The sequence below is a fragment of the Streptomyces sp. NPDC001852 genome (genome assembly GCF_042891825.1).
GTDB lineage: Bacteria > Actinomycetota > Actinomycetes > Streptomycetales > Streptomycetaceae > Streptomyces.
In genome coordinates this window covers 253,722-272,246 of sequence record NZ_JBIATN010000014.1, presented here as the reverse complement: position 1 = coordinate 272,246, position 18,525 = coordinate 253,722, and the positions used below count along the sequence as shown (strand labels likewise).

Annotated in this window: 16 protein-coding genes; 12 read left to right on the top strand and 4 right to left on the bottom strand. The window is 72.6% G+C overall.

Translation table 11 applies throughout. From position 1 onward, the window contains the following. The first annotated feature begins 58 nt into the window (after positions 1-58). Genes ACFYZB_RS25305 through ACFYZB_RS25295 form a run of 3 tightly spaced genes read left to right on the top strand, consistent with a single transcriptional unit; the run spans position 59 to position 3,017 of the window. Entirely contained in the window at positions 59-1,024 is a 966-nt protein-coding gene (locus tag ACFYZB_RS25305; protein WP_388762624.1) for a DUF5819 family protein, read from the top strand. Next, on the top strand, positions 1,021-2,265 hold the full coding sequence (locus ACFYZB_RS25300; RefSeq protein WP_388762621.1) for an HTTM domain-containing protein: 1,245 nt from the start codon (positions 1,021-1,023) through the stop codon (positions 2,263-2,265). The genes ACFYZB_RS25305 and ACFYZB_RS25300 overlap by 4 nt, the downstream gene beginning before the upstream one ends. Next, positions 2,262-3,017, top strand: coding sequence for a TrmH family RNA methyltransferase (locus tag ACFYZB_RS25295; protein WP_388762619.1), 756 nt, complete (start codon positions 2,262-2,264; stop codon positions 3,015-3,017). Before ACFYZB_RS25300 ends, ACFYZB_RS25295 begins: the two co-directional genes overlap by 4 nt. On the opposite strand, the gene paaN is transcribed toward ACFYZB_RS25295, so the two are convergent. Then, complete coding sequence (gene paaN, locus ACFYZB_RS25290; RefSeq protein WP_351213198.1) at positions 3,014-4,711, bottom strand: phenylacetic acid degradation protein PaaN; 1,698 nt, start codon at positions 4,709-4,711, stop codon at positions 3,014-3,016. The two genes, ACFYZB_RS25295 and paaN, sit on opposite strands and share 4 nt — an antisense overlap. Positions 4,712-4,871: 160 nt before the next feature. Between paaN and ACFYZB_RS25285 the strand changes: the two genes are divergently transcribed. After that, positions 4,872-6,389, top strand: coding sequence for a 3-hydroxyacyl-CoA dehydrogenase (locus ACFYZB_RS25285; RefSeq protein ID WP_351213196.1), 1,518 nt, complete (start codon positions 4,872-4,874; stop codon positions 6,387-6,389). Continuing rightward, positions 6,386-6,976: a TetR/AcrR family transcriptional regulator gene (locus ACFYZB_RS25280; protein ID WP_388762615.1), complete on the top strand. Its 591-nt coding sequence runs from the start codon at positions 6,386-6,388 to the stop codon at positions 6,974-6,976. Before ACFYZB_RS25285 ends, ACFYZB_RS25280 begins: the two co-directional genes overlap by 4 nt. 100 nt (positions 6,977-7,076) lie before the next feature. Here ACFYZB_RS25280 and ACFYZB_RS25275 read toward each other — a convergent pair whose 3' ends face one another. Beyond that, entirely contained in the window at positions 7,077-7,595 is a 519-nt protein-coding gene (locus ACFYZB_RS25275; RefSeq protein WP_388762686.1) for an Lrp/AsnC family transcriptional regulator, read from the bottom strand. A gap of 190 nt (positions 7,596-7,785) precedes the next feature. Between ACFYZB_RS25275 and pdhA the strand changes: the two genes are divergently transcribed. From pdhA to ACFYZB_RS25245, 6 genes are all read left to right on the top strand, one after another. Next, entirely contained in the window at positions 7,786-8,940 is a 1,155-nt protein-coding gene (pdhA, locus tag ACFYZB_RS25270) for a pyruvate dehydrogenase (acetyl-transferring) E1 component subunit alpha (RefSeq protein WP_388762613.1), read from the top strand. Further along, positions 8,937-9,941 (top strand): alpha-ketoacid dehydrogenase subunit beta, encoded by a 1,005-nt coding sequence (locus ACFYZB_RS25265; RefSeq protein WP_388762610.1) that lies wholly within the window; start codon positions 8,937-8,939, stop codon positions 9,939-9,941. The genes pdhA and ACFYZB_RS25265 overlap by 4 nt, the downstream gene beginning before the upstream one ends. Beyond that, entirely contained in the window at positions 9,941-11,401 is a 1,461-nt protein-coding gene (locus tag ACFYZB_RS25260) for a dihydrolipoamide acetyltransferase family protein (protein ID WP_388762608.1), read from the top strand. The genes ACFYZB_RS25265 and ACFYZB_RS25260 overlap by 1 nt, the downstream gene beginning before the upstream one ends. A gap of 69 nt (positions 11,402-11,470) precedes the next feature. After that, on the top strand, positions 11,471-12,403 hold the full coding sequence (locus tag ACFYZB_RS25255; RefSeq protein WP_388762605.1) for an NTP transferase domain-containing protein: 933 nt from the start codon (positions 11,471-11,473) through the stop codon (positions 12,401-12,403). Next, positions 12,400-13,749 carry a molybdopterin molybdotransferase MoeA gene (locus tag ACFYZB_RS25250; RefSeq protein WP_388762602.1) on the top strand — a complete coding sequence of 450 codons (1,350 nt, stop codon included), beginning with the start codon at positions 12,400-12,402 and terminating at the stop codon, positions 13,747-13,749. The genes ACFYZB_RS25255 and ACFYZB_RS25250 overlap by 4 nt, the downstream gene beginning before the upstream one ends. Before the next feature lie 132 nt (positions 13,750-13,881). Further along, complete coding sequence (locus ACFYZB_RS25245; RefSeq protein ID WP_351213181.1) at positions 13,882-14,862, top strand: NAD(P)H-quinone oxidoreductase; 981 nt, start codon at positions 13,882-13,884, stop codon at positions 14,860-14,862. Positions 14,863-15,140: 278 nt separating this feature from the next. Here the strand turns inward: ACFYZB_RS25245 and ACFYZB_RS25240 are convergent, their stop codons facing one another. Further along, positions 15,141-15,539 (bottom strand): hypothetical protein, encoded by a 399-nt coding sequence (locus tag ACFYZB_RS25240; protein ID WP_388762599.1) that lies wholly within the window; start codon positions 15,537-15,539, stop codon positions 15,141-15,143. 494 nt (positions 15,540-16,033) lie between these two features. On the opposite strand from ACFYZB_RS25240, the gene ACFYZB_RS25235 reads away from it, so the two are divergent. Further along, on the top strand, positions 16,034-16,579 hold the full coding sequence (locus ACFYZB_RS25235) for a bacterial proteasome activator family protein (protein WP_351213177.1): 546 nt from the start codon (positions 16,034-16,036) through the stop codon (positions 16,577-16,579). Positions 16,580-16,745: 166 nt separating this feature from the next. On the opposite strand, the gene ACFYZB_RS25230 is transcribed toward ACFYZB_RS25235, so the two are convergent. Next, positions 16,746-18,398 carry a protein kinase gene (locus ACFYZB_RS25230; protein WP_388762596.1) on the bottom strand — a complete coding sequence of 551 codons (1,653 nt, stop codon included), beginning with the start codon at positions 18,396-18,398 and terminating at the stop codon, positions 16,746-16,748. Positions 18,399-18,525 lie beyond the last annotated feature (127 nt).

The following is an 18,525-nucleotide window of genomic DNA, read 5'->3' as shown; positions in this document are numbered from 1 at the left end:
CATCACTGAGCTGGACCACTGGACCGAACGACTTGACCGAAACGGGGGACGGGGCGGAATGGACGCGTACGACGAGGATCCGGGGGCCCGACCCGACCCCGGCGGGTCGGCCCGGGCGCGTCTGCCGGAGGGCTCCCCCACCGATGTGGGCTCCTCGAGCGACGTGGACCCCTCGACCGGCATGGAGTCCCGGGCCGGCGTCGGCCGCCCGGCCGATGTGGACGGCCGGGCCGACGCCGATTCCGAGGCGGGCAGGGATCCGCGGGCCGACGCGGGTTCCCGGGCGGGCGCCGGTTCCCGGGCGGGCGCGGCTGCGGCCCGCGGTGCGGGTTTCATGGACGACGGGGCCGCCGCCGCGGTGCCGCCCACCGCGCCCCGTACCGGCGTGGCCGCCCTCTCCCCCGGCTACCAGGTCGCCGCGGCGCTGGCGCTCGCGGTGGTCGGTGTCGCCGCCTGTGTGCATCTGGTGATGGTGTTCCTCAGCCTCGCCCCCACGAACACCGTGACCAAGCAGCACGGCAAGGCCGTCGAGGAATGGGTGTACCCGGAGTTCGAGCAGAACTGGAAGCTGTTCGCGCCCAACCCGCTGCAGCAGAACATCGCCGTCCAGGTGCGGGCCGTGGTGCGCGTGAAGGACGGCGGGCTGCGCACCACCGGGTGGACCGACCTCTCCGCCCAGGACGGCGCCGCCATCGACGGCAACCTCGTGCCGAGCCACACCCAGCAGAACGAGCTCCGCCGCGCCTGGGACTTCTTCACCGCCACCCACAGCGCCGACAACCGAGGCGTGGGCATGCGCGGCTCCCTCTCCGAGCAGTACCTGCGCCGGATCGTGGTGATGCGCCTGTACCGGACCTATCCGGCCGACCGCGACGGCGTCATCCAGCGCGTGCAGATCCGGTCCAGCACCACCAATGTGCAGCCGCCCGAGTGGAGTCGTGAGCGCGTGTCCGACAAGCCCGTCTACCGCGTGCTCCCCTGGTGGACCGTGACGGCCGACGAGGCAGCGGGAGGTGTGCGGTGAACAGGCTCTCCCTGACTCTCTCGCGCGGTATCGCCAAAGTCACCGAGTCGGCTCTCGGGCCGTACCAGAGCGCGGTGATCCGCATCGGGTTCGCCGGCACCTGGCTGCTGTTCCTGCTGCGCGAGTTCCCGCACCGCCAGGAGCTGTACGGCCCGGCCGGGCCCTGGGGCTGGAACCTCGCCAAGGAGCTGGCCGCCGACAACCACGCCTTCACGGCCCTGCTGTGGTCCGACGGACAGCTGTGGTTCGAGTGCTTCTACCTGATGGCGATACTCGCCAGCGCGGCGCTGATGCTCGGCTGGCGCACCCGGACGGCGTCCGTGCTGTTCATGGTGGGCGTGCTGTCGCTGCAGAACCGCAGCGTCTTCGTGGGTGACGGCGGCGACAACGTTCTGCACCTGATGTCCTTCTACCTCGTGTTCACGCGCTGCGCACAGGTGTGGTCCCTGGACGCGCGGCGCGCGGCACGCGCGCGTGGGGAACGGATCCCCGTCGACCGGGTCGGGGCGGTCCTGTGGGCGGTGTTCGGCCTGGCGCTGCTCATGGCGACGTTCACCGGCCGGTTCGACAACGGCTGGCTGATCCCCGCGCTGCTGTGGACGGCCTGGGTGGTGCTCGGCCTGTGGTGGGCCGTCGGCCGCTGGGCGAAGTCGCAGCAGCCGCGGATCCTGCTGGACGTCGTCGCCAACGTCCTGCACAACGGCGCCCTGTTCGTGATCATGGCGGAGGCGTGTCTGATCTACGCGACGGCCGGCTGGTACAAGATCCAGGGCTCGCGCTGGCAGGACGGCACCGCCGTCTACTACCCGCTCCACCTGGACTACTTCTCGCCCTGGCCCGGCCTCGCCGACCTGATGTCCTCCAGCGGCACGATCATGACGGTCGTCGCCTACGGCACGGTCATGGTGCAGGTCGCCTTCCCGTTCACCCTGTTCAACCGGCGGGTGAAGAACGTCCTGCTGGTGCTGATGATGACCGAGCACGCGGTGATCGCGGTCGTGCTCGGACTGCCGTTCTTCTCGATGGCGATGATCACCGCGGACGCGGTCTTCCTGCCGACGGCGTTCCTGCGCCGGGCGGGTGCGCTGGTGGCACGCGCGCGTGGGCGGCTCGTCCGGCATGACGCTCTTACGGTGCCCGCGCCCCGCGCCCCTGAAGAGAGCTCCGCGGAGAGCACGCAGGGCCGATGGGGGTCCCCCCGCGCGAGCGTGGCCGAGCGTGGGGGAGGGCCTGGCGCATGACCGACCCGCTGACCCGCTGGCGCGAGTACGCCGATGGCGCCGTGCTGCTCGACGGCTTCCACGCCCTCAAGCACGCGCTGCGCTTCGGGGCCGAGATCCCGGTGGCGGTCACCACCGACCGGCAGGCGGCGCTCGCTCTCGCCGAGGAACTGGCCGGGGACGTGCGCGACGCGCTCGATGCGTTGCTGTGGCAGGTGTCCGCGCCGACGTACGCCTCGCTCGTGCCGCGGCCCCACCCGACCGGCGTGGCCGCGCTCGCCGTACGGCCGTCCCGTGAGGCCAACCTGCGCAGGCTCGCGCAGATGCCCCGCAGCGCGCCCGTCGTCGTGCTGGACAACCCGCGCAACCTGGGCAACGCCGGTGCCGTGATCCGGCTGGCCGCCGGTTTCGGGGCGACCGGTGTGATCACCACGGGCACCCTCGACCCCTGGCATCCCACGGTGGTGCGCGGCGGCGCCGGCCTGCACTTCGCGACGGCCGTGGAGCGGCTGGGCGTCGACGAGCTGCCCCCGGGGCCGGTGTTCGCGCTGGACCCCGAGGGCGACGACATCCGGGACGTGCAGCTTCCGGACGACGCCGTTCTCGCCTTCGGCTCCGAGCGCAGCGGGCTGTCGGCCGAGCTGCGCGCGCGTGCCGACCAGCTGCTGCGGCTGCCGATGCGCCCCCAGGTCTCCAGCTACAACCTCGCCACCAGCGTGGCGATGACGCTGTACCACTGGAGCGCGACCGGGGGCGCGCTTGCGGCTTCCTAGGCCTCCCGGCGCACCTCGACCACCCGGAACCGGTTGGCGACGAACGCCCCGTCGCACAGCGCGGCGTTGGCTGCCGGGTTGCCGCCGGAGCCGTGGAAGTCGGAGAACGCGGCGGTCTGGTTCACGAACACCCCGCCGGTCAGGTTGAGCGACAGCTGGGCCGCCTCCTCCAGGCACACCTCCTCGACGGCCCGCTCCACCTCGCCGTCGGTGGTGTAGGCGCCGACCGTCATCGCGCCCTTCTCGCGGACCGTGCGGCGCAGCAGCTCCACCGCGTCGTTCACCGAGTCGACCGCGACGGCGAAGGAGACGGGGCCGAAGCACTCGCTCATGTAGGCGGCCTCGTCGTCCGGCTTGGCGCCGTCCAGCTTGACGATGACCGGGGTGCGCACGACCGCGCCCGGGAAGTCCGGGTTGCTGATCTCCCGTGAGGCGAGGGCCACTTCGCCGAGGCCGGCGGCGGCTTCCAGACGCGCCTTGACGTCCGGGTTGACGATCGCGCCCAGCAGGGCGTTCGCTCGGGCGTCGTCGCCGAGGAGGCCGTCGACCGCGCGGGCGAGGTCGGCGGTGACCTCGTCGAAGGTCTTCGGGCCCTCGTCGGTGCGGATGCCGTCCCGGGGGATGAGCAGGTTCTGCGGGGTGGTGCACATCTGGCCGCTGTACAGGGACAGGGAGAACGCCAGGTTGGACAGCATGCCCTTGTAGTCGCCGGTGGAGTGCACGATCACCGTGTTGACGCCGGCCTTCTCGGTGTAGACCTGCGCCTGGCGGGCATGGGCCTCCAGCCAGTCACCGAAGGCCGTCGACCCGGTGTAGTCGATGATCCGGACCTCGGGGCGGGTGGCGAGGGTCTTGGCGATGCCTTCGCCGGGGCGCTCGGCGGCCAGTGCCACCAGGTTCGGGTCGAAGCCCGTCTCGGTGAGCACCTGGCGCGCGATCTGCACGGTGAGCGCGAGCGGCAGCACCGCGCGCGGGTGGGGCTTGACCAGGACCGCGTTGCCGGTGGCGAGGGAGGCGAACAGGCCCGGATAGCCGTTCCACGTCGGGAAGGTGTTGCAGCCGATGAGCAGGGCGAGGCCCCGCGGGACCGGCGTGAACTGCTTGGTGAGGGCCAGTGGGTCACGCTTGCCCTGCGGCTTGGTCCACTCGGCCGTCTCGGGCGTGCGGATCTGCTCCGCGTACGCGTACGCCACCGCTTCCAGGCCGCGGTCCTGGGCGTGCGGGCCGCCGGCCTGGAACGCCATCATGAAGGCCTGGCCGCTGGTGTGCATGACGGCGTGCGCGAACTGGTGCGTGCGGTCACTGATGCGCTTGAGGATCTCCAGGCAGACCATGGCCCGGATCTCCGGACCCGCCTCCCGCCAGGCGCGCTGCCCGGCCTTCATCGCCGGCAGCAGTACGTCGATGTCCGCGTGCGGGTAGGTCACGCCCAGCTCGATGCCGTACGGGGAGACCTCGCCGCCCACCCAGTCGTCGGTGCCCGGCTGGTCGGTGAAGTCGAGGCGGTTGCCCAGCAGGGCGTCGAAGGCGGCCTTGCCCGTCGCCGCGTCCAGGCTGCCGTTCTCGCCGTAGGCCTTCGGATGCTCGGGGTGCGGGGACCAGTACGCGCGTGTGCGGATCGCTTCCAGCGCCTGGTCAAGGGTGGGCCGGTGCTTGGCGATCAGCTCGTCGGTGGTCAGTTCGGCGGTGGCCATGCGGGACCAACTCCTCGTCTGTGGAACTCTTCGTCGAGTTCGTCGACCTGGCGGAAAGAGCAGCGGGATCGGGCGGTCAGAGCTAGAGTAACCGAACGATCGGTCGGGACAAGGGGGCCTGCCGCATCTGTGGAAAACGCCGTGCGGGAGGATCGCGCACATGACAGCACTCGACCTCAGCAGCCCTGTGGCCGTCGTCGGCACCGGCACCATGGGCCAGGGCATCGCCCAGGTCGCTCTGGTCGCCGGCCACCCCGTGCGGCTGTACGACACCGTCGCCGGGCGTGCCCGGGACGCGGCCGCGGCGATCGGCGCCCGCCTCGACCGGCTCGTGGAGAAGGGCCGGCTCGCCGCCGCCGACCGGGACGCGGCCCGTGCCCGCCTCAAGCCCGCGCAGAGCCTTGCGGAGCTGGCGGACTGCACGCTGGTCGTCGAGGCCGTCCTGGAGCGGCTGGACGTCAAACAGCAGCTCTTCGGCGAGTTGGAGGACATCGTCGCCGAGGACTGCCTGCTCGCCACCAACACGTCCTCGCTGTCGGTGACGGCCATCGGCGGTGCCCTGCGCCGGCCCGGCCGCTTCGTGGGCCTGCACTTCTTCAATCCGGCCCCGCTGATGCCCCTGGTCGAGGTCGTCTCCGGGTTCGCGACCGACGTCACGTCGGCCACGCGCGCGTACGAGACCGCCCGCGCCTGGGGCAAGACCCCGGTGGCCTGCGCCGACACCCCGGGTTTCATCGTCAACCGGATCGCCCGGCCGTTCTACGCCGAGGCCTTCGCCGTCTACGAGGCCCAGGCCGCCGACCCGGCCACCATCGACGCGGTCCTGCGCGAGTCCGGCGGGTTCAGGATGGGTGCCTTCGAGCTGACCGACCTGATCGGGCAGGACGTCAACGAGTCCGTCACCCACTCGGTGTGGCAGTCCTTCTTCCAGGACGTGCGCTTCACCCCCTCCCTGGCCCAGCGCCGGCTGGTGGAGTCCGGCCGGCTCGGCCGCAAGACGGGGCACGGCTGGTACGACCACACCGGGGACGCCGAGCGGCCCGAGCCGCACACCGCCGACAAGGAGCAGCCGCCCGCCCACGTCGTCGCCGAGGGCGGTCTCGGCCCCGCGGCCGAGCTGCTCGCGCTGATCCGCGAGGCGGGCATCCAGGTCCGCGAGGAGGACGAGGACAACGGCACCCGCCTGGTGCTGCCCAGCGGCGGCCAGCTGGTGCTCGCCGACGGCCAGACCTCCGTGGAGTTCCGCGACGTCGTCTACTTCGACCTCGCCCTCGACTACCGCACCGCCACCCGCGTCGCCCTGTCCGCCTCCAAGGACACCTCGCCGCAGACCCTCGCCGAGGCCACCGGCCTCTTCCAGGCCCTCGGCAAGGACGTCAGCGTCATCGGCGACGTGCCCGGCATGATCGTCGCGCGCACGGTCGCCCGGATCATCGACCTCGCGCACGACGCCGTCGCCAAGGGCGTCGCCACCCAGGAGGACATCGACACGGCGATGCGCCTCGGGGTGAACTATCCCCTCGGCCCGTTCGAGTGGGACCGCAGGCTCGGCCGCGAGTTCGCCTTCGACGTCCTGGACGAGATGCACGAGCGCGACCCCTCGGGACGCTACGCGCCCTCCCTCGCCCTCTACCGCCACGCGTACGCCATCGACGACAAGCGGGAGGGCCGGTCATGACCACGGCCAAGCGCGACACCTACACCCCCGAGACGCTGCTTTCCGTGGCCGTCCAGGTGTTCAACGAGCGCGGATACGACGGCACCTCCATGGAGCACCTGTCCAAGGCGGCCGGGATCTCCAAGTCGTCGATCTACCACCACGTCAGAGGCAAGGAGGAACTGCTGCGCCGGGCCGTCAGCCGCGCCCTGGACGGCCTGTTCGCCATCCTGGACGAGGAGCACGCGCGCGTGGGGCGGCCCGTCGACCGGCTGGAACACGTCGTACGGCGCATGGTCGAGGTGCTCATGGGCGAGCTGCCGTACGTGACGCTGCTGCTGCGGGTGCGCGGCAACACCGCCACCGAGCGGTGGGCGCTGGAGCGGCGGCGCGACTTCGACCACCGGGTCGCGGAACTGCTGAAGGCGGCGGCGGCCGACGGGGACGTACGCGGCGACGTCGAGGTCAGACTGGCCACCCGGCTGGTCTTCGGAATGATCAACTCGATCGTGGAGTGGTACCGGCCGGACCCGCGGGGCGCCGGCGAGCGCGAGGTCGCCGACGCGGTGGCCAGGCTGGTCTTCACGGGACTGCGCAAGGACGCCTAGCTCACGCCTCCGGCACACCCCTCTCCTACGCCTCCGGCTCACCCCTCTCCTTACGCCTCCGGCTCACCCCTCTCCTTACGCCTCCGGCACACCCCTCTCCTTACGCCTCCGGCTCCAGGTCCTCCTCCTCGAACACCAGCAGCGTGCGGGTGCTGAGCACCTCGGGGATCGCCTGGAGCCGGGTGAGGACCAGCTCGCGCAGCGCCCGGTTGTCGGGCGTGTGCACCAGCAGCAGCACGTCGAAGTCGCCGCCCACCAGCGCGATGTGGGAGGCGCCGGGCAGCTGCCTGAGCTGTTCACGGACCGTGCGCCAGGTGTTCTGCACGATCTTCAGCGTGACGTACGCCGATGTGCCGTGCCCCGCCCGCTCGTGGTCCACGCGCGCGCTGAAGCCCCGGATCACCCCGTCCTCGACGAGCCGGTTGATGCGCGCGTAGGCGTTGGCGCGCGAGACGTGGACGCGTTCGGCGACGGACCGTATCGAGGCGCGGCCGTCCGCCTGGAGGATCTTCAGGATGTCCTGATCGATGGCGTCGAGCGGACGCGGCGGCGGCAGCTGGGCGCCGTCCAGCGGGCGTGGGGGCGCGAGCGCGGGGCCGTCCTGCGGTCCGTCGGCCATTTGTTCAGATGCCATTGCCCCCCGCTCCCTCGACGTGGACGTCCTGCGTTCATTCCAGGCTGTGGAGAACCGTTTGTCCACAGCCTGGAGGCGCCTGTAGCCAAAATGTGCCGACGACCGAACAATCGGTTGGTGAGGCGCTTCACAGTCGACGCGCCTCCCGTAGCCGCTCCCACGAGGAGGTGCCGTCATGACGGTCATGGAGCAGCGGGGCGCTTACCGGCCATCCCCGCCGCCCGCCTGGCAGCCCCGTATGGACCCCGCGCCGCTGCTGCCCGACGCCGAGCCCTACCGCGTCCTCGGCACCGAGGCGGCCGCCAAGGCCGACCCGGACCTGCTGCGCCGGCTCTACGCCCAGCTGGTGCGCGGCCGCCGCTACAACACGCAGGCCACCGCGCTCACCAAGCAGGGCCGCCTCGCCGTCTACCCCTCCAGCACCGGCCAGGAGGCCTGCGAGGTCGCCGCCGCCCTGGCCCTCGAAGAGCGGGACTGGCTCTTCCCCAGCTACCGCGACACCCTCGCCGTCGTCGCCCGGGGCGTGGACCCCGTCGAGGCACTCACCCTGCTGCGCGGCGACTGGCACAGCGGCTACGACCCCTACGCCCACCGGGTCGCCCCCCTCAGCACCCCTCTGGCCACCCAGCTGCCGCACGCCGTCGGCCTCGCACACGCCGCCCGCATCAAGGGCGACGACGTCGTCGCGCTCGCCCTGGTCGGCGACGGCGGCACCAGCGAGGGCGACTTCCACGAGGCGCTGAACTTCGCCGCCGTCTGGCAGGCGCCGGTCGTCTTCCTCGTGCAGAACAACGGCTTCGCCATCTCCGTCCCGCTGGCCAAGCAGACGGCCGCGCCCTCCCTGGCCCACAAGGCCGTCGGGTACGGCATGCCGGGCCGGCTGGTCGACGGCAATGACGCGGTGGCCGTCCACGAGGTCCTCAGCGACGCCGTACGGCACGCGCGCGCGGGCGGCGGACCGACCCTCGTGGAAGCGGTGACCTACCGGATCGACGCCCACACCAACGCCGACGACGCCACCCGCTACCGCGGTGACGCCGAGGTGGAGGCCTGGCGCGCCCACGACCCGATCGAGCTGCTGGAGCAGGAGCTGACCGCCCGCGGCCTGCTCGACGAGGCCGGCATGGAGGCTGCCAGGAAGGACGCCGAAGCGATGGCCGCCTCCTTGCGTGAACGCATGAACCGCGACCCCGAACTGGAACCCATGGCCCTCTTCGACCACGTCTACGCCGAGACCACCGCCCAGCTCCGCGAACAGCGCGCCCTCCTCAGGGCCGAGCTGGAAGCCGAGCAGGAGCAGCACGGCGAGCAGGAAGGCGGCGTCCGATGACCACCGTCGCCGTCAAGCCCGCCACCATGGCGCAGGCTCTCACGCGCGCGATGCGCGACGCGATGGCCGCCGACCCGAGCGTGCACGTCATGGGCGAGGACGTCGGCACCCTCGGCGGGGTCTTCCGGGTCACCGACGGCCTCGCCAAGGAGTTCGGCGAGGACCGCTGCACCGACACCCCGCTCGCCGAGGCCGGCATCCTCGGCACCGCCGTCGGCATGGCCATGTACGGCCTGCGTCCGGTGGTGGAGATGCAGTTCGACGCCTTCGCCTACCCGGCGTTCGAGCAGCTCATCAGCCATGTCTCGCGGATGCGCAACCGCACGCGCGGCCGGATGCCCCTGCCCATCACCGTCCGCGTCCCCTACGGCGGCGGCATCGGCGGCGTCGAGCACCACAGCGACTCCTCCGAGGCCTACTACATGGCCACGCCGGGACTGCACGTGGTCACGCCGGCGACCGTCGCCGACGCCTACGGCCTGCTGCGCCAGGCCATCGCCTCCGACGACCCGGTCGTCTTCCTGGAGCCCAAGCGGCTGTACTGGTCGAAGGACTCCTGGAACCCCGAGCACCCCACGGACGTGGAGCCCATCGGCCGCGCGGTGGTGCGCCGGCCGGGCCGCAGCGCCACGCTGATCACCTACGGTCCCTCCCTGCCGGTCTGCCTGGAGGCCGCCGAGGCCGCGCAGGCCGAGGGCTGGGAGCTGGAGGTGATCGACCTGCGCTCGCTGGTGCCGTTCGACGACGAGACGGTCTGCGCTGCGGTACGGCGCACCGGACGCGCGGTCGTCGTGCACGAGTCCACCGGGTTCGGCGGGCCGGGCGGCGAGATCGCGGCCCGGATCACCGAGCGCTGCTTTCACCACCTGGAGGCGCCGGTGCTGCGCGTGGCCGGCTTCGACATCCCCTACCCGCCGCCCATGCTGGAGCGGCACCACCTGCCCGGCGTCGACCGCATCCTGGACGCCGTGGCCCGGCTGCAGTGGGAGGCCCAGGGCTGATGGCACAGGTGCTGGAGTTCAAGCTCCCCGACCTCGGTGAGGGACTCACCGAGGCGGAGATCGTCCGCTGGCTGGTCCAGGTCGGTGACGTCGTCGCCGTCGACCAGCCGGTCGTCGAGGTCGAGACGGCCAAGGCGATGGTCGAGGTGCCCTGCCCGTACGGCGGTGTGGTGACCGCCCGCTTCGGCGAGGAGGGCACCGAACTGCCGGTCGGCGCGCCGCTGCTGACGGTGGCGGTGGGACCGCAGGCCCCGGCGGGGGACAGCGAGGGGTCGGGCAACGTCCTGGTCGGATACGGCACTTCGGAAGCCCCGGTCCGGCGCCGGAGGGTGCGCCCCACGCCGTTGGCGACGGGTGCCGCGAACGGCAGCACCGGCGCGGACGGCGCCCGGACCAGCGGCGCGTCCTCCGGCATGGGCCCGGACGGGCGGCGGAGTCCGGCCGCGGCCTCCGGGGCGGCGCGAGCGGACGGAACAGCCGCCCACAACGGTACGGCGCCCACCGGCACGGCCCAGGCGCGCGTGGACGCGCTCCACGCCGAGGGGCCGGTCCCCGTGATCTCCCCCCTGGTCCGCCGACTGGCCCGCGAGGGCGGTGTGAACCTGCGGCAGCTGGCCGGCTCGGGCCCGGACGGCTTGATCCTGCGCGCGGACGTCGAGGACGCCCTGCGGGCCATGGCGGCCGTCGGCAGCCGTACGGCCGAGGCGCCCGCCGCGGCGGCCCCCGCCGCTGCCCCGTCGGCATCCGCCGCCGTTTCGGCCACGCGCGCCGCAGGCACCCGCATCCCCTTGAAGGGCGTGCGCGGCGCGGTCGCCGACAAGCTCTCCCGCAGTCGCCGGGAGATCCCGGACGCGACCTGCTGGGTCGATGCCGACGCGACCGAGCTCATGCGCGCGCGAGCAGCGATGAACGCGGCCGGCGGGCCGAAGATCTCCCTGCTCGCGCTGCTCGCCCGCATCTGCACGGCAGCGCTCGCCCGGTTCCCGGAGCTCAACTCCTACGTCGACACCGAGGCCCGCGAGATCGTCCAGCTCGACCAGGTCCACCTCGGGTTCGCCGCGCAGACCGAACGCGGGCTCGTTGTGCCGGTCGTCCGGGACGCCCACGCGCGCGACGCCGAGGCGCTGACCGCCGAGTTCGCCCGCCTCACCGAGGCCGCCCGCACCGGGACACTCACGCCCGGGGAACTCACGGGCGGGACCTTCACGTTGAACAACTACGGCATCTTCGGCGTCGACGGCTCCACGCCGATCATCAACCACCCCGAGGCGGCCATGCTCGGCGTCGGCCGGATCGTCCCCAAGCCCTGGGTGCACGAAGGCGAGCTGGCCGTGCGTCAGGTCGTGCAACTCTCGCTCACCTTCGACCACCGGGTGTGCGACGGCGGCACGGCGGGCGGCTTCCTGCGGTACGTCGCGGACTGCGTGGAACAGCCGGCGGTGCTCCTGCGCACCCTGTGACGCACGCGGGGCCCGGAAGGAGGGCCCCGCGGAAGACACGAGCGGGGCCCCTCGGGACATACTCGGGGGGTGACCGACAACGCCCCCGCCGCTCCCGGGACGCCCGTGCTGTACGACGCCGTCGTGCTGGCCGGCGGCGCCGCCCGGCGGCTCGGCGGGGCCGACAAGCCCGGTCTGCGGGTCGGGGGCCGGGCGCTGCTCGACCGGGTACTCGCGGCCTGCGCGGACGCCGGGACGACCGTCGTGGTGGCCGACCGGCGGCCCACGGCGCGGCCGGTGCGCTGGGCGCGCGAGGAGCCGCCCGGCGCCGGACCGGTCGCCGCGCTGGAAGCCGGTCTGCGGCTCACCACAGCCGAGCACGCGGTCGTCCTCTCCGCCGACCTGCCCTTCCTCACACCGGCCACGCTGCGGCAGCTGCTGACCGCCCTGGGCGACACCGGCGCCGAAGGGGCGCTGCTCACCGACGCCGACGGCCGTGACCAGCCGCTTGTGGCCGCCTATCGCACCGCCGCGCTCCGCCGCGAGCTGGCCGCCCTCACGGCCGGACCCGACGGCCTGACCGGACTGCCCCTGCGCCGGCTGACCGGCGCCCTCAGCCTCACCCGCGTCCCGGACCCGCTCGCGTCCTTCGACTGCGACACCTGGGACGACCTCGTCAACGCCAGGGCACGCATCAGGGAGCATGGTCACGTGTTGGATGAATGGATCTCCGCAGTCAAGGACGAGCTGGGCATCGACCTGGACGTCGACACCGGCGTCCTGCTCGACCTGGCCCGTGACGCCGCGCACGGCGTGGCCCGCCCCGCCGCCCCGCTGACCACCTTCCTCGTCGGCTATGCCGCGGCCCAAGGCAAGGGCGGCCCCGACGCGGTCGCCGACGCAGCCCGCAAGGCGGCCGCGCTCGCGCTGCGCTGGGAGGAAGAGAACGACGGGCGCGGGAAGGACAACGGCGGGGGCGGGAACGGGAACAGCGGGGGGCCGAGCGCCCCGGACGCCGGATGACCGCCCCCGGAACCCGGGCGGGAGCGCCCGCGGAGGACAGCGACGACCTCGACGTCGAGGAGGCCCTGGCCCTCGTGAGGGAAGCCAAGGACGACCGTGAGGGCCAGGTTCCCGCTCCGGCGGCGGAAGCACAGGGGGAGCGGCACCGGGCCACGCCGTGGGCCGAGGCCCGCGAGACCGCCGCTCGCGCCGCGCGAGCACGGACCCGCCGCGCCCCCGTCTCCGTGCCTCTCGGCGACGCCCTCGGCCTGGTCCTGGCCGCCCCGCTGGACGCGCTGACCGACCTGCCCTCCTTCGACACCTCCGCGATGGACGGCTGGGCGGTCGCCGGACCTGGCCCCTGGGAGGTGCGTGATGAGGGTGTGCTCGCCGGGCATGCCCAGCCCGAGCCGCTCACCGACGGCGAGGCGGTCCGGATCGCCACGGGCGCCCGCATCCCGGCCGACACCACCGCCGTCCTGCGCAGCGAACACGGCCGCACCGACGCACAGGGGCGGCTGCACGCCACGCGGGAGATCGTCCATGGCCAGGACATCCGCCCGCGCGGCCAGGAGTGCCGCAGCGGCGACCAGTTGCTGCCCGTCGGCACCCGGGTCACCCCCGGCGTCCTGGGGCTCGCCGCGGCGGCCGGATACGACGCCGTCACCGCCGTACCGCGGCCCCGTGCCGAGGTCCTCGTGCTCGGTGACGAGCTGCTGGCCGAGGGACTGCCGCGTGACGGGCTGATCCGGGACGCGCTCGGCCCGATGCTGCCGCCGTGGCTGCGCGCGCTCGGCGCCGAGGTCATCAAGGTGCGCCGGATCGGTGACGACGCCAAGGCCCTGCTCCGGGCTGTCACCGGCTCCGAGGCCGACCTGATCGTCACCACGGGCGGTACCGCCGGCGGTCCCGTCGACCACGTGCACCCCGTCCTGGAACGCATCGACGCCGAGCTCCTCGTCGACGGCGTCAAGGTACGGCCCGGCCACCCCATGCTGCTGGCCCGCACCAAGGACGCCCAGCACCTCGTCGGCCTGCCCGGCAACCCCCTCGCAGCCATTTCCGGCCTGCTCACACTCGCCGAGCCGCTGTTGCGCACTCTGGCCGCACATCCGGCCCCCGAGCCGTACACGCTGCCGCTCAGCGAGGCGGTCCAGGGCCATCCGTACGACACCCGGCTGATCCCCGTGGTGCTGCGCGGTGACCGCGCGGTACCGCTGCACTACAACGGTCCGGCCATGCTCCGCGGCATCGCCGCCGCCGATGCGCTGGCGGTCGTACCGCCCGGCGGAGCCCGGCAGGGGGAGGAGGCCGAGCTGCTGGACCTACCGTGGGCGACCGCCGGGATCGAGGTGTGTTTCACGTGAAACGTCCGGGCCAGGTCGCCCAGGTCGCCCCGGATACCCGGTCCCGGCCGGCGACCGACGCGGCGTTCCGGGCCTCCCCGAGTGAGCGGGTCTGACCCGGAGACGCCATTCGCGGGGAGTAGCGTCGCGGGCATGCATGCGATCACGATTCCCGAACCTGGTGGTCCCGAGGCGCTGGTGTGGGCAGAGGCCCCCGATCCGGCGCCCGGCGAGGGCGAGGTGCTGGTCGAGGTGGTGGCCAGCGCCGTCAACCGTGCCGACATCCTGCAGCGGCAGGGCTTCTACAATCCCCCGCCGGGTGCTTCCCCCTACCCCGGCCTGGAGTGCTCCGGCAGGATCGCCGCGCTCGGACCCGGGGTGTCCGGCTGGGCCGTCGGCGACGAGGTGTGCGCGCTGCTGGCGGGTGGCGGTTACGCGGAGAAGGTCGCCGTACCGGCCGGGCAGTTGCTGCCGGTGCCCGAGGGGGTCGACCTCAAGCAGGCGGCCGCGCTGCCCGAGGTCGTCTGCACGGTCTGGTCCAACGTGTTCATGGTCGCCCATCTGCGGCCCGGTGAGACGTTGCTCGTGCACGGCGGGTCCAGCGGCATCGGCACCATGGCGATTCAGCTCGCCAAGGCCGTCGGGGCGAAGGTCGCGGTGACGGCCGGCACGAAGGAGAAGCTGGAGCGGTGTGCCGAGCTGGGCGCGGACATCCTCATCAACTACCGCGAGCAGGACTTCGTCGCCGAGATCAAGCAGGCCACCGGGGGTGCGGGGGCTGACGTCATCCTCGACAACATGGGTGCGAAGTATCTCGACCGCAATGTCCAGGCACTCGCCGTGAGCGGGCGGCTCGCGATCATCGGCATGCAGGGTGGGGTGAAGGGGGAGCTGAACATCGGCACGTTGCTGAGCAAGCGGGCCGCGATCAGCGCGACCTCGCTGCGGGCGCGTCCGCTGAGTGAGAAGGCGGCGATCGTGGCGGCTGTGCAGGAGCATGTGTGGCCGTTGCTGGCCGGGGGGCATGTGCGGCCGGTGGTGGATCGGGAGGTGCCGATGGCGGAGGCGGCCGAGGGGCATCGGGTGGTGGAGGCCAGTGGGCACGTGGGGAAGGTGCTGCTGGTGACGTCGTAGCGTGGTGACGTCGTAGCGCCGGGGGGGGGGCTGGAGCGGGGCCCCGTGCGGTGAGGTTTTGGCTGTCCGGGGTGCCCGGTGCTGCACGAGTACCGGTGCTGGTGCTGGCCGGGGGTGGAGTCGCTCGTCGGCGTCGGCAGGTGCCGCTGCGCCCACCCGTGCCGCCCCAGGTGGCACGACTGCCCGCAGCTACGCCGGGATGGCGTCCGGTGGCGCGGTTGCCGGCACCTGGCGTCGTCCGGTGTGCCGCGGTCGCGCGGAGGCGGGCGGCGGGCGGGTCAGTTTCTGCGGAGTCTGAGGCCCAGGAGGGCCAGGGCCAGGCCCAGGCCCATGAGGATCAGGCCGCTGCCCAGGGGGAGGATCTGCAGGACCGGATCGGAGGCGTTCGAGCCCGGTCGGGCGGGGTTCTGGGCCGGGGCCGGGGGGTGGCCGAGACCGGTCTCGCCGGGGACGGTCGAGGTCGGCGGTGTCGCGGTGGGGAGGTCCGCGATCTCCGGCTCCTCCGCGCGGCCGGTGCCGGGAGCCTGCGTCGGCACGGGGTCGTCGTCGCCCTCCACCTCGGCCGCAGGGCCGTCCGGTCGGCCCGGCCGCATCCGCCCCTCGCCGGCCCGGCTGCCCGCACGGGTCGGCTCGACGGCCGCCGGACGGTACGAGGCAGAAGCGGAATCGGAGGGCATGGGAGGGAGCGGGGGTATGGGGGGTATGGGAGGCCTTGGCGGTATGGGCAGCGGTATGGGGGAGGGGTCGGCCGCAGGGAAGTCGTCGTGTCGGTGTCCATGTCCGTGACCATGGCCGTGACTGCCGGCGTGTTCCGGACGACCGGGGTGCGTCGTGCGGCCCGCCTCTCCGGGCGCGGGGCGGGGGGAAGCGCTCGGGGCGGGCTCGGCGGAGTACGCGGGCGTGACAGGCGCGGCGACGGTGCCGTACGCGGGCAGGGTCACCGCGAGGGCGAGCAGCAGCCGTATGTGGCGGGGCGTGATGCGCAGCCATGGAGTCACGTCGGTGACCTCCCGGAGCCCGATGTCGTGATCGATGGATGACCGACAGAAATAAGCCTCACATTCATGGACAAAGAGGGCATTTCAGAGGGGGCCGTCGGGTCTAAACGGTGGATCAGCCTCGTGAGGGGGCACCACGGTGATGAGGTGTACGGGTGCGAGAGAATGGCGGCATGGAGATGCCGAGGAACGAACGGTCGCCGGAGAATCCGCAGATCCTCGTCGTGGGCCAGGACGGGATGGCGCTCGGCGGTGGCAACGGGGACGACGACTCCCGCGAGATTCCGGTGACGGAGCAGGTCGAGCAGCCCGCGAAGGTCATGCGGATCGGCAGCATGATCAAGCAGCTCCTGGAGGAGGTGCGCGCGGCTCCTCTGGACGAGGCGAGCCGGGTGCGGCTGAAGGAGATCCACGCCAGCTCGGTGAAGGAGCTGGAGGACGGCCTCGCGCCGGAGCTGGTGGAGGAACTCGAGCGGCTCTCCCTGCCGTTCACCGACGACGTCACGCCCAGCGACGCGGAACTGCGCATCGCCCAGGCACAGTTGGTGGGCTGGCTGGAAGGCCTCTTCCACGGGATCCAGACAACGCTGTTCGCCCAGCAGATGGCCGCGCGGGCCCAGCTGGAGCAGATGCGCCGGGCGCTCCCGCCGGGCGTGTCCGGCCATGAGGGCGGCGACGACCAGCGTGCCGCGGGCCGCTCCGGCGGGCCGTACCTGTAGCGAGCGCCGTACCTGTACCCGTAGCGGCGTACCTGAAACGACCGGGCCCGGCACGGAAAGTGCCGGGCCCGGCCTTGTCCGGGAAGCCTGTCAGTACCGGCATTCCGGTCGGGGCGCACCGTCGGAGCGGTGAGGAGGCGTCAACTCCTTCGGTCCGCACGGTGTTTCAGGCGGGATTGCCGTTCGAGACGCTCAGCTCGATCGTGCCCGGGTTCTTCGGGTCGACCTCCGTGTCCGCGGAGGGGAACTGGTCCAGCACGGTGCCGTCGCCCCAGGTGTTGTCGTTCACGGACTTGATCGAGTACTGCCAGTGCGCGGCCTGGAAGCACGCCTTCACCGAGTTGATGTCCTTGTACCGGAAGTCGGGCAGCTCGATCTTGCTCGAGTCGTTCCAGGACTCGGTCGGATCGGTGCACTTGGACTTGTCGATCACACGGGTCCGGTCCGGCCCGCGGTAGCCCGCCGAGTGGGAGGTGGACGCGGACGCCGAGGTGCTCGCGCCGCCGCCCCCGCCCTTGTCGTCACCGCCGCCGTTGTTCAGCGTCATCGCGACCACCAGGCCGATGACCGCGATGGCCGACACCGCGACCGAGCCGATGATCACCGGCTTGTTGCTCTTGCCCCCGCCGGAGCCCGGAGCGGACGGCTGCGGGGCCGTCTGCGGCGAGATCGTGTACGGCGGCGGGGTCGACGCGGCCTGCGGGCCGTAGCCGCCCGTGGGAGGCGGCGTCTGATAGCCGCCCTGCTGCCCTTGCTGCGGATAGCCGTAGGCCGGGGCGGGCGTCTGCGGGGCGCCGTACGGGCCCGGCTGGTACGGCGTCTGGACCGGCCCGGGGGCCGGCTGGGCGGTCCGGTCGACCGGCGGGAACACCGCGGAGCCGACGCCGGCGCCGCTCTGCGTCGGCCCGGTGCCGGGCACGATGCTGGGCGCGGCCGCCTGGAAGGAGGCGACGACGCGCAGGCACTCGTCGCGCATGGCCTCGGCGCTCGGGAAACGCTCGTTCGGGTTCTTCTTCAGCGCGCGGGCGACCAGCGCGTCCACCGCGGGCGGCAGCGAGCGGTTGATCGAGGAGGGCGCGACCGGCTCCTCCTGCACATGCGCGTACGCGATCGCCAGCGGGGAGTCCGCGTCGAACGGCAGCCGCCCGGTGACCAGCTGGAACAGCATGATGCCGACCGAGTACAGATCGGAACGGGCGTCCACGCCACGGCCGAGGGCCTGCTCGGGCGAGAGGTACTGCGGGGTGCCGACGACCATGCCGGTCTGCGTCATCGACGTCACACCGGACTGCATGGCGCGGGCGATGCCGAAGTCCATGACCTTGACCACACCGCGCTTGGTCACCATCACGTTGCCCGGCTTGATGTCGCGGTGGACCAGCCCCATCTCGTGGCTGATCTCCAGGGCGGCCAGCACGTCCGCGGTGACCTTCAGCGCCTTGTCGGCGGGCATCGCGCCGTACTGCCGGATGTCCTCCTCGAGGGCCGAGCCCAGCGGGCGGCCCTCGACGTACTCCATGACGATGTAGGGCGTCGTCAGACCGCCCAGGTCGTCCTCGCCGGTGTCGAAGACCGACACGATGTTGGTGTGCGTGAGCTTGGCCACGGCCTGGGCCTCGCGGCGAAAGCGCTCGCGGAACGCCTGTTCCCGGCCGAGTTCCGTGTGGAGCGTCTTGATCGCGACCTGGCGGTCGAGCACGGCGTCGTACGCCAGGTGCACCGAGGCCATGCCGCCCTCGCCGAGCAAGTCGCGCAGCTGGTAGCGGCCGCCGGCCAGCGACTGCCCCGAGTACCGGCCGTGTGCGCCGTCCTGGCTCATCTCTCCGTGTCCCCCATTGGCCGTCCGGCGCCTTCGCTCATCGCACGGGCCTTGATCGAATGTGTCATTCCCGGCCAAGTCTGCCCCAGGGCACTGACACGTCAAGCTCGGTGCCCGTTCCGTGACC

Bases quoted from the DNA above. Each gene is read 5' to 3' on its own strand.
- paaN (WP_351213198.1), bottom strand. From the start codon at position 4,711: ATGGCCACCGCCGAACTGACCACCGACGAGCTGATCGCCAAGCACCGG.
- ACFYZB_RS25275 (WP_388762686.1), bottom strand. From the start codon at position 7,595: ATGGCCGACGGACCGCAGGACGGCCCCGCGCTCGCGCCCCCACGCCCG.
- ACFYZB_RS25285 (WP_351213196.1), top strand. From the start codon at position 4,872: ATGACAGCACTCGACCTCAGCAGCCCTGTGGCCGTCGTCGGCACCGGC.
- ACFYZB_RS25240 (WP_388762599.1), bottom strand. From the start codon at position 15,539: ATGCCCTCCGATTCCGCTTCTGCCTCGTACCGTCCGGCGGCCGTCGAG.
- ACFYZB_RS25235 (WP_351213177.1), top strand. From the start codon at position 16,034: ATGGAGATGCCGAGGAACGAACGGTCGCCGGAGAATCCGCAGATCCTC.
- ACFYZB_RS25245 (WP_351213181.1), top strand. From the start codon at position 13,882: ATGCATGCGATCACGATTCCCGAACCTGGTGGTCCCGAGGCGCTGGTG.
- ACFYZB_RS25250 (WP_388762602.1), top strand. From the start codon at position 12,400: ATGACCGCCCCCGGAACCCGGGCGGGAGCGCCCGCGGAGGACAGCGAC.
- ACFYZB_RS25305 (WP_388762624.1), top strand. From the start codon at position 59: ATGGACGCGTACGACGAGGATCCGGGGGCCCGACCCGACCCCGGCGGG.
- ACFYZB_RS25265 (WP_388762610.1), top strand. From the start codon at position 8,937: ATGACCACCGTCGCCGTCAAGCCCGCCACCATGGCGCAGGCTCTCACG.
- ACFYZB_RS25260 (WP_388762608.1), top strand. From the start codon at position 9,941: ATGGCACAGGTGCTGGAGTTCAAGCTCCCCGACCTCGGTGAGGGACTC.
- ACFYZB_RS25295 (WP_388762619.1), top strand. From the start codon at position 2,262: ATGACCGACCCGCTGACCCGCTGGCGCGAGTACGCCGATGGCGCCGTG.
- ACFYZB_RS25280 (WP_388762615.1), top strand. From the start codon at position 6,386: ATGACCACGGCCAAGCGCGACACCTACACCCCCGAGACGCTGCTTTCC.
- pdhA (WP_388762613.1), top strand. From the start codon at position 7,786: ATGACGGTCATGGAGCAGCGGGGCGCTTACCGGCCATCCCCGCCGCCC.
- ACFYZB_RS25230 (WP_388762596.1), bottom strand. From the start codon at position 18,398: ATGAGCCAGGACGGCGCACACGGCCGGTACTCGGGGCAGTCGCTGGCC.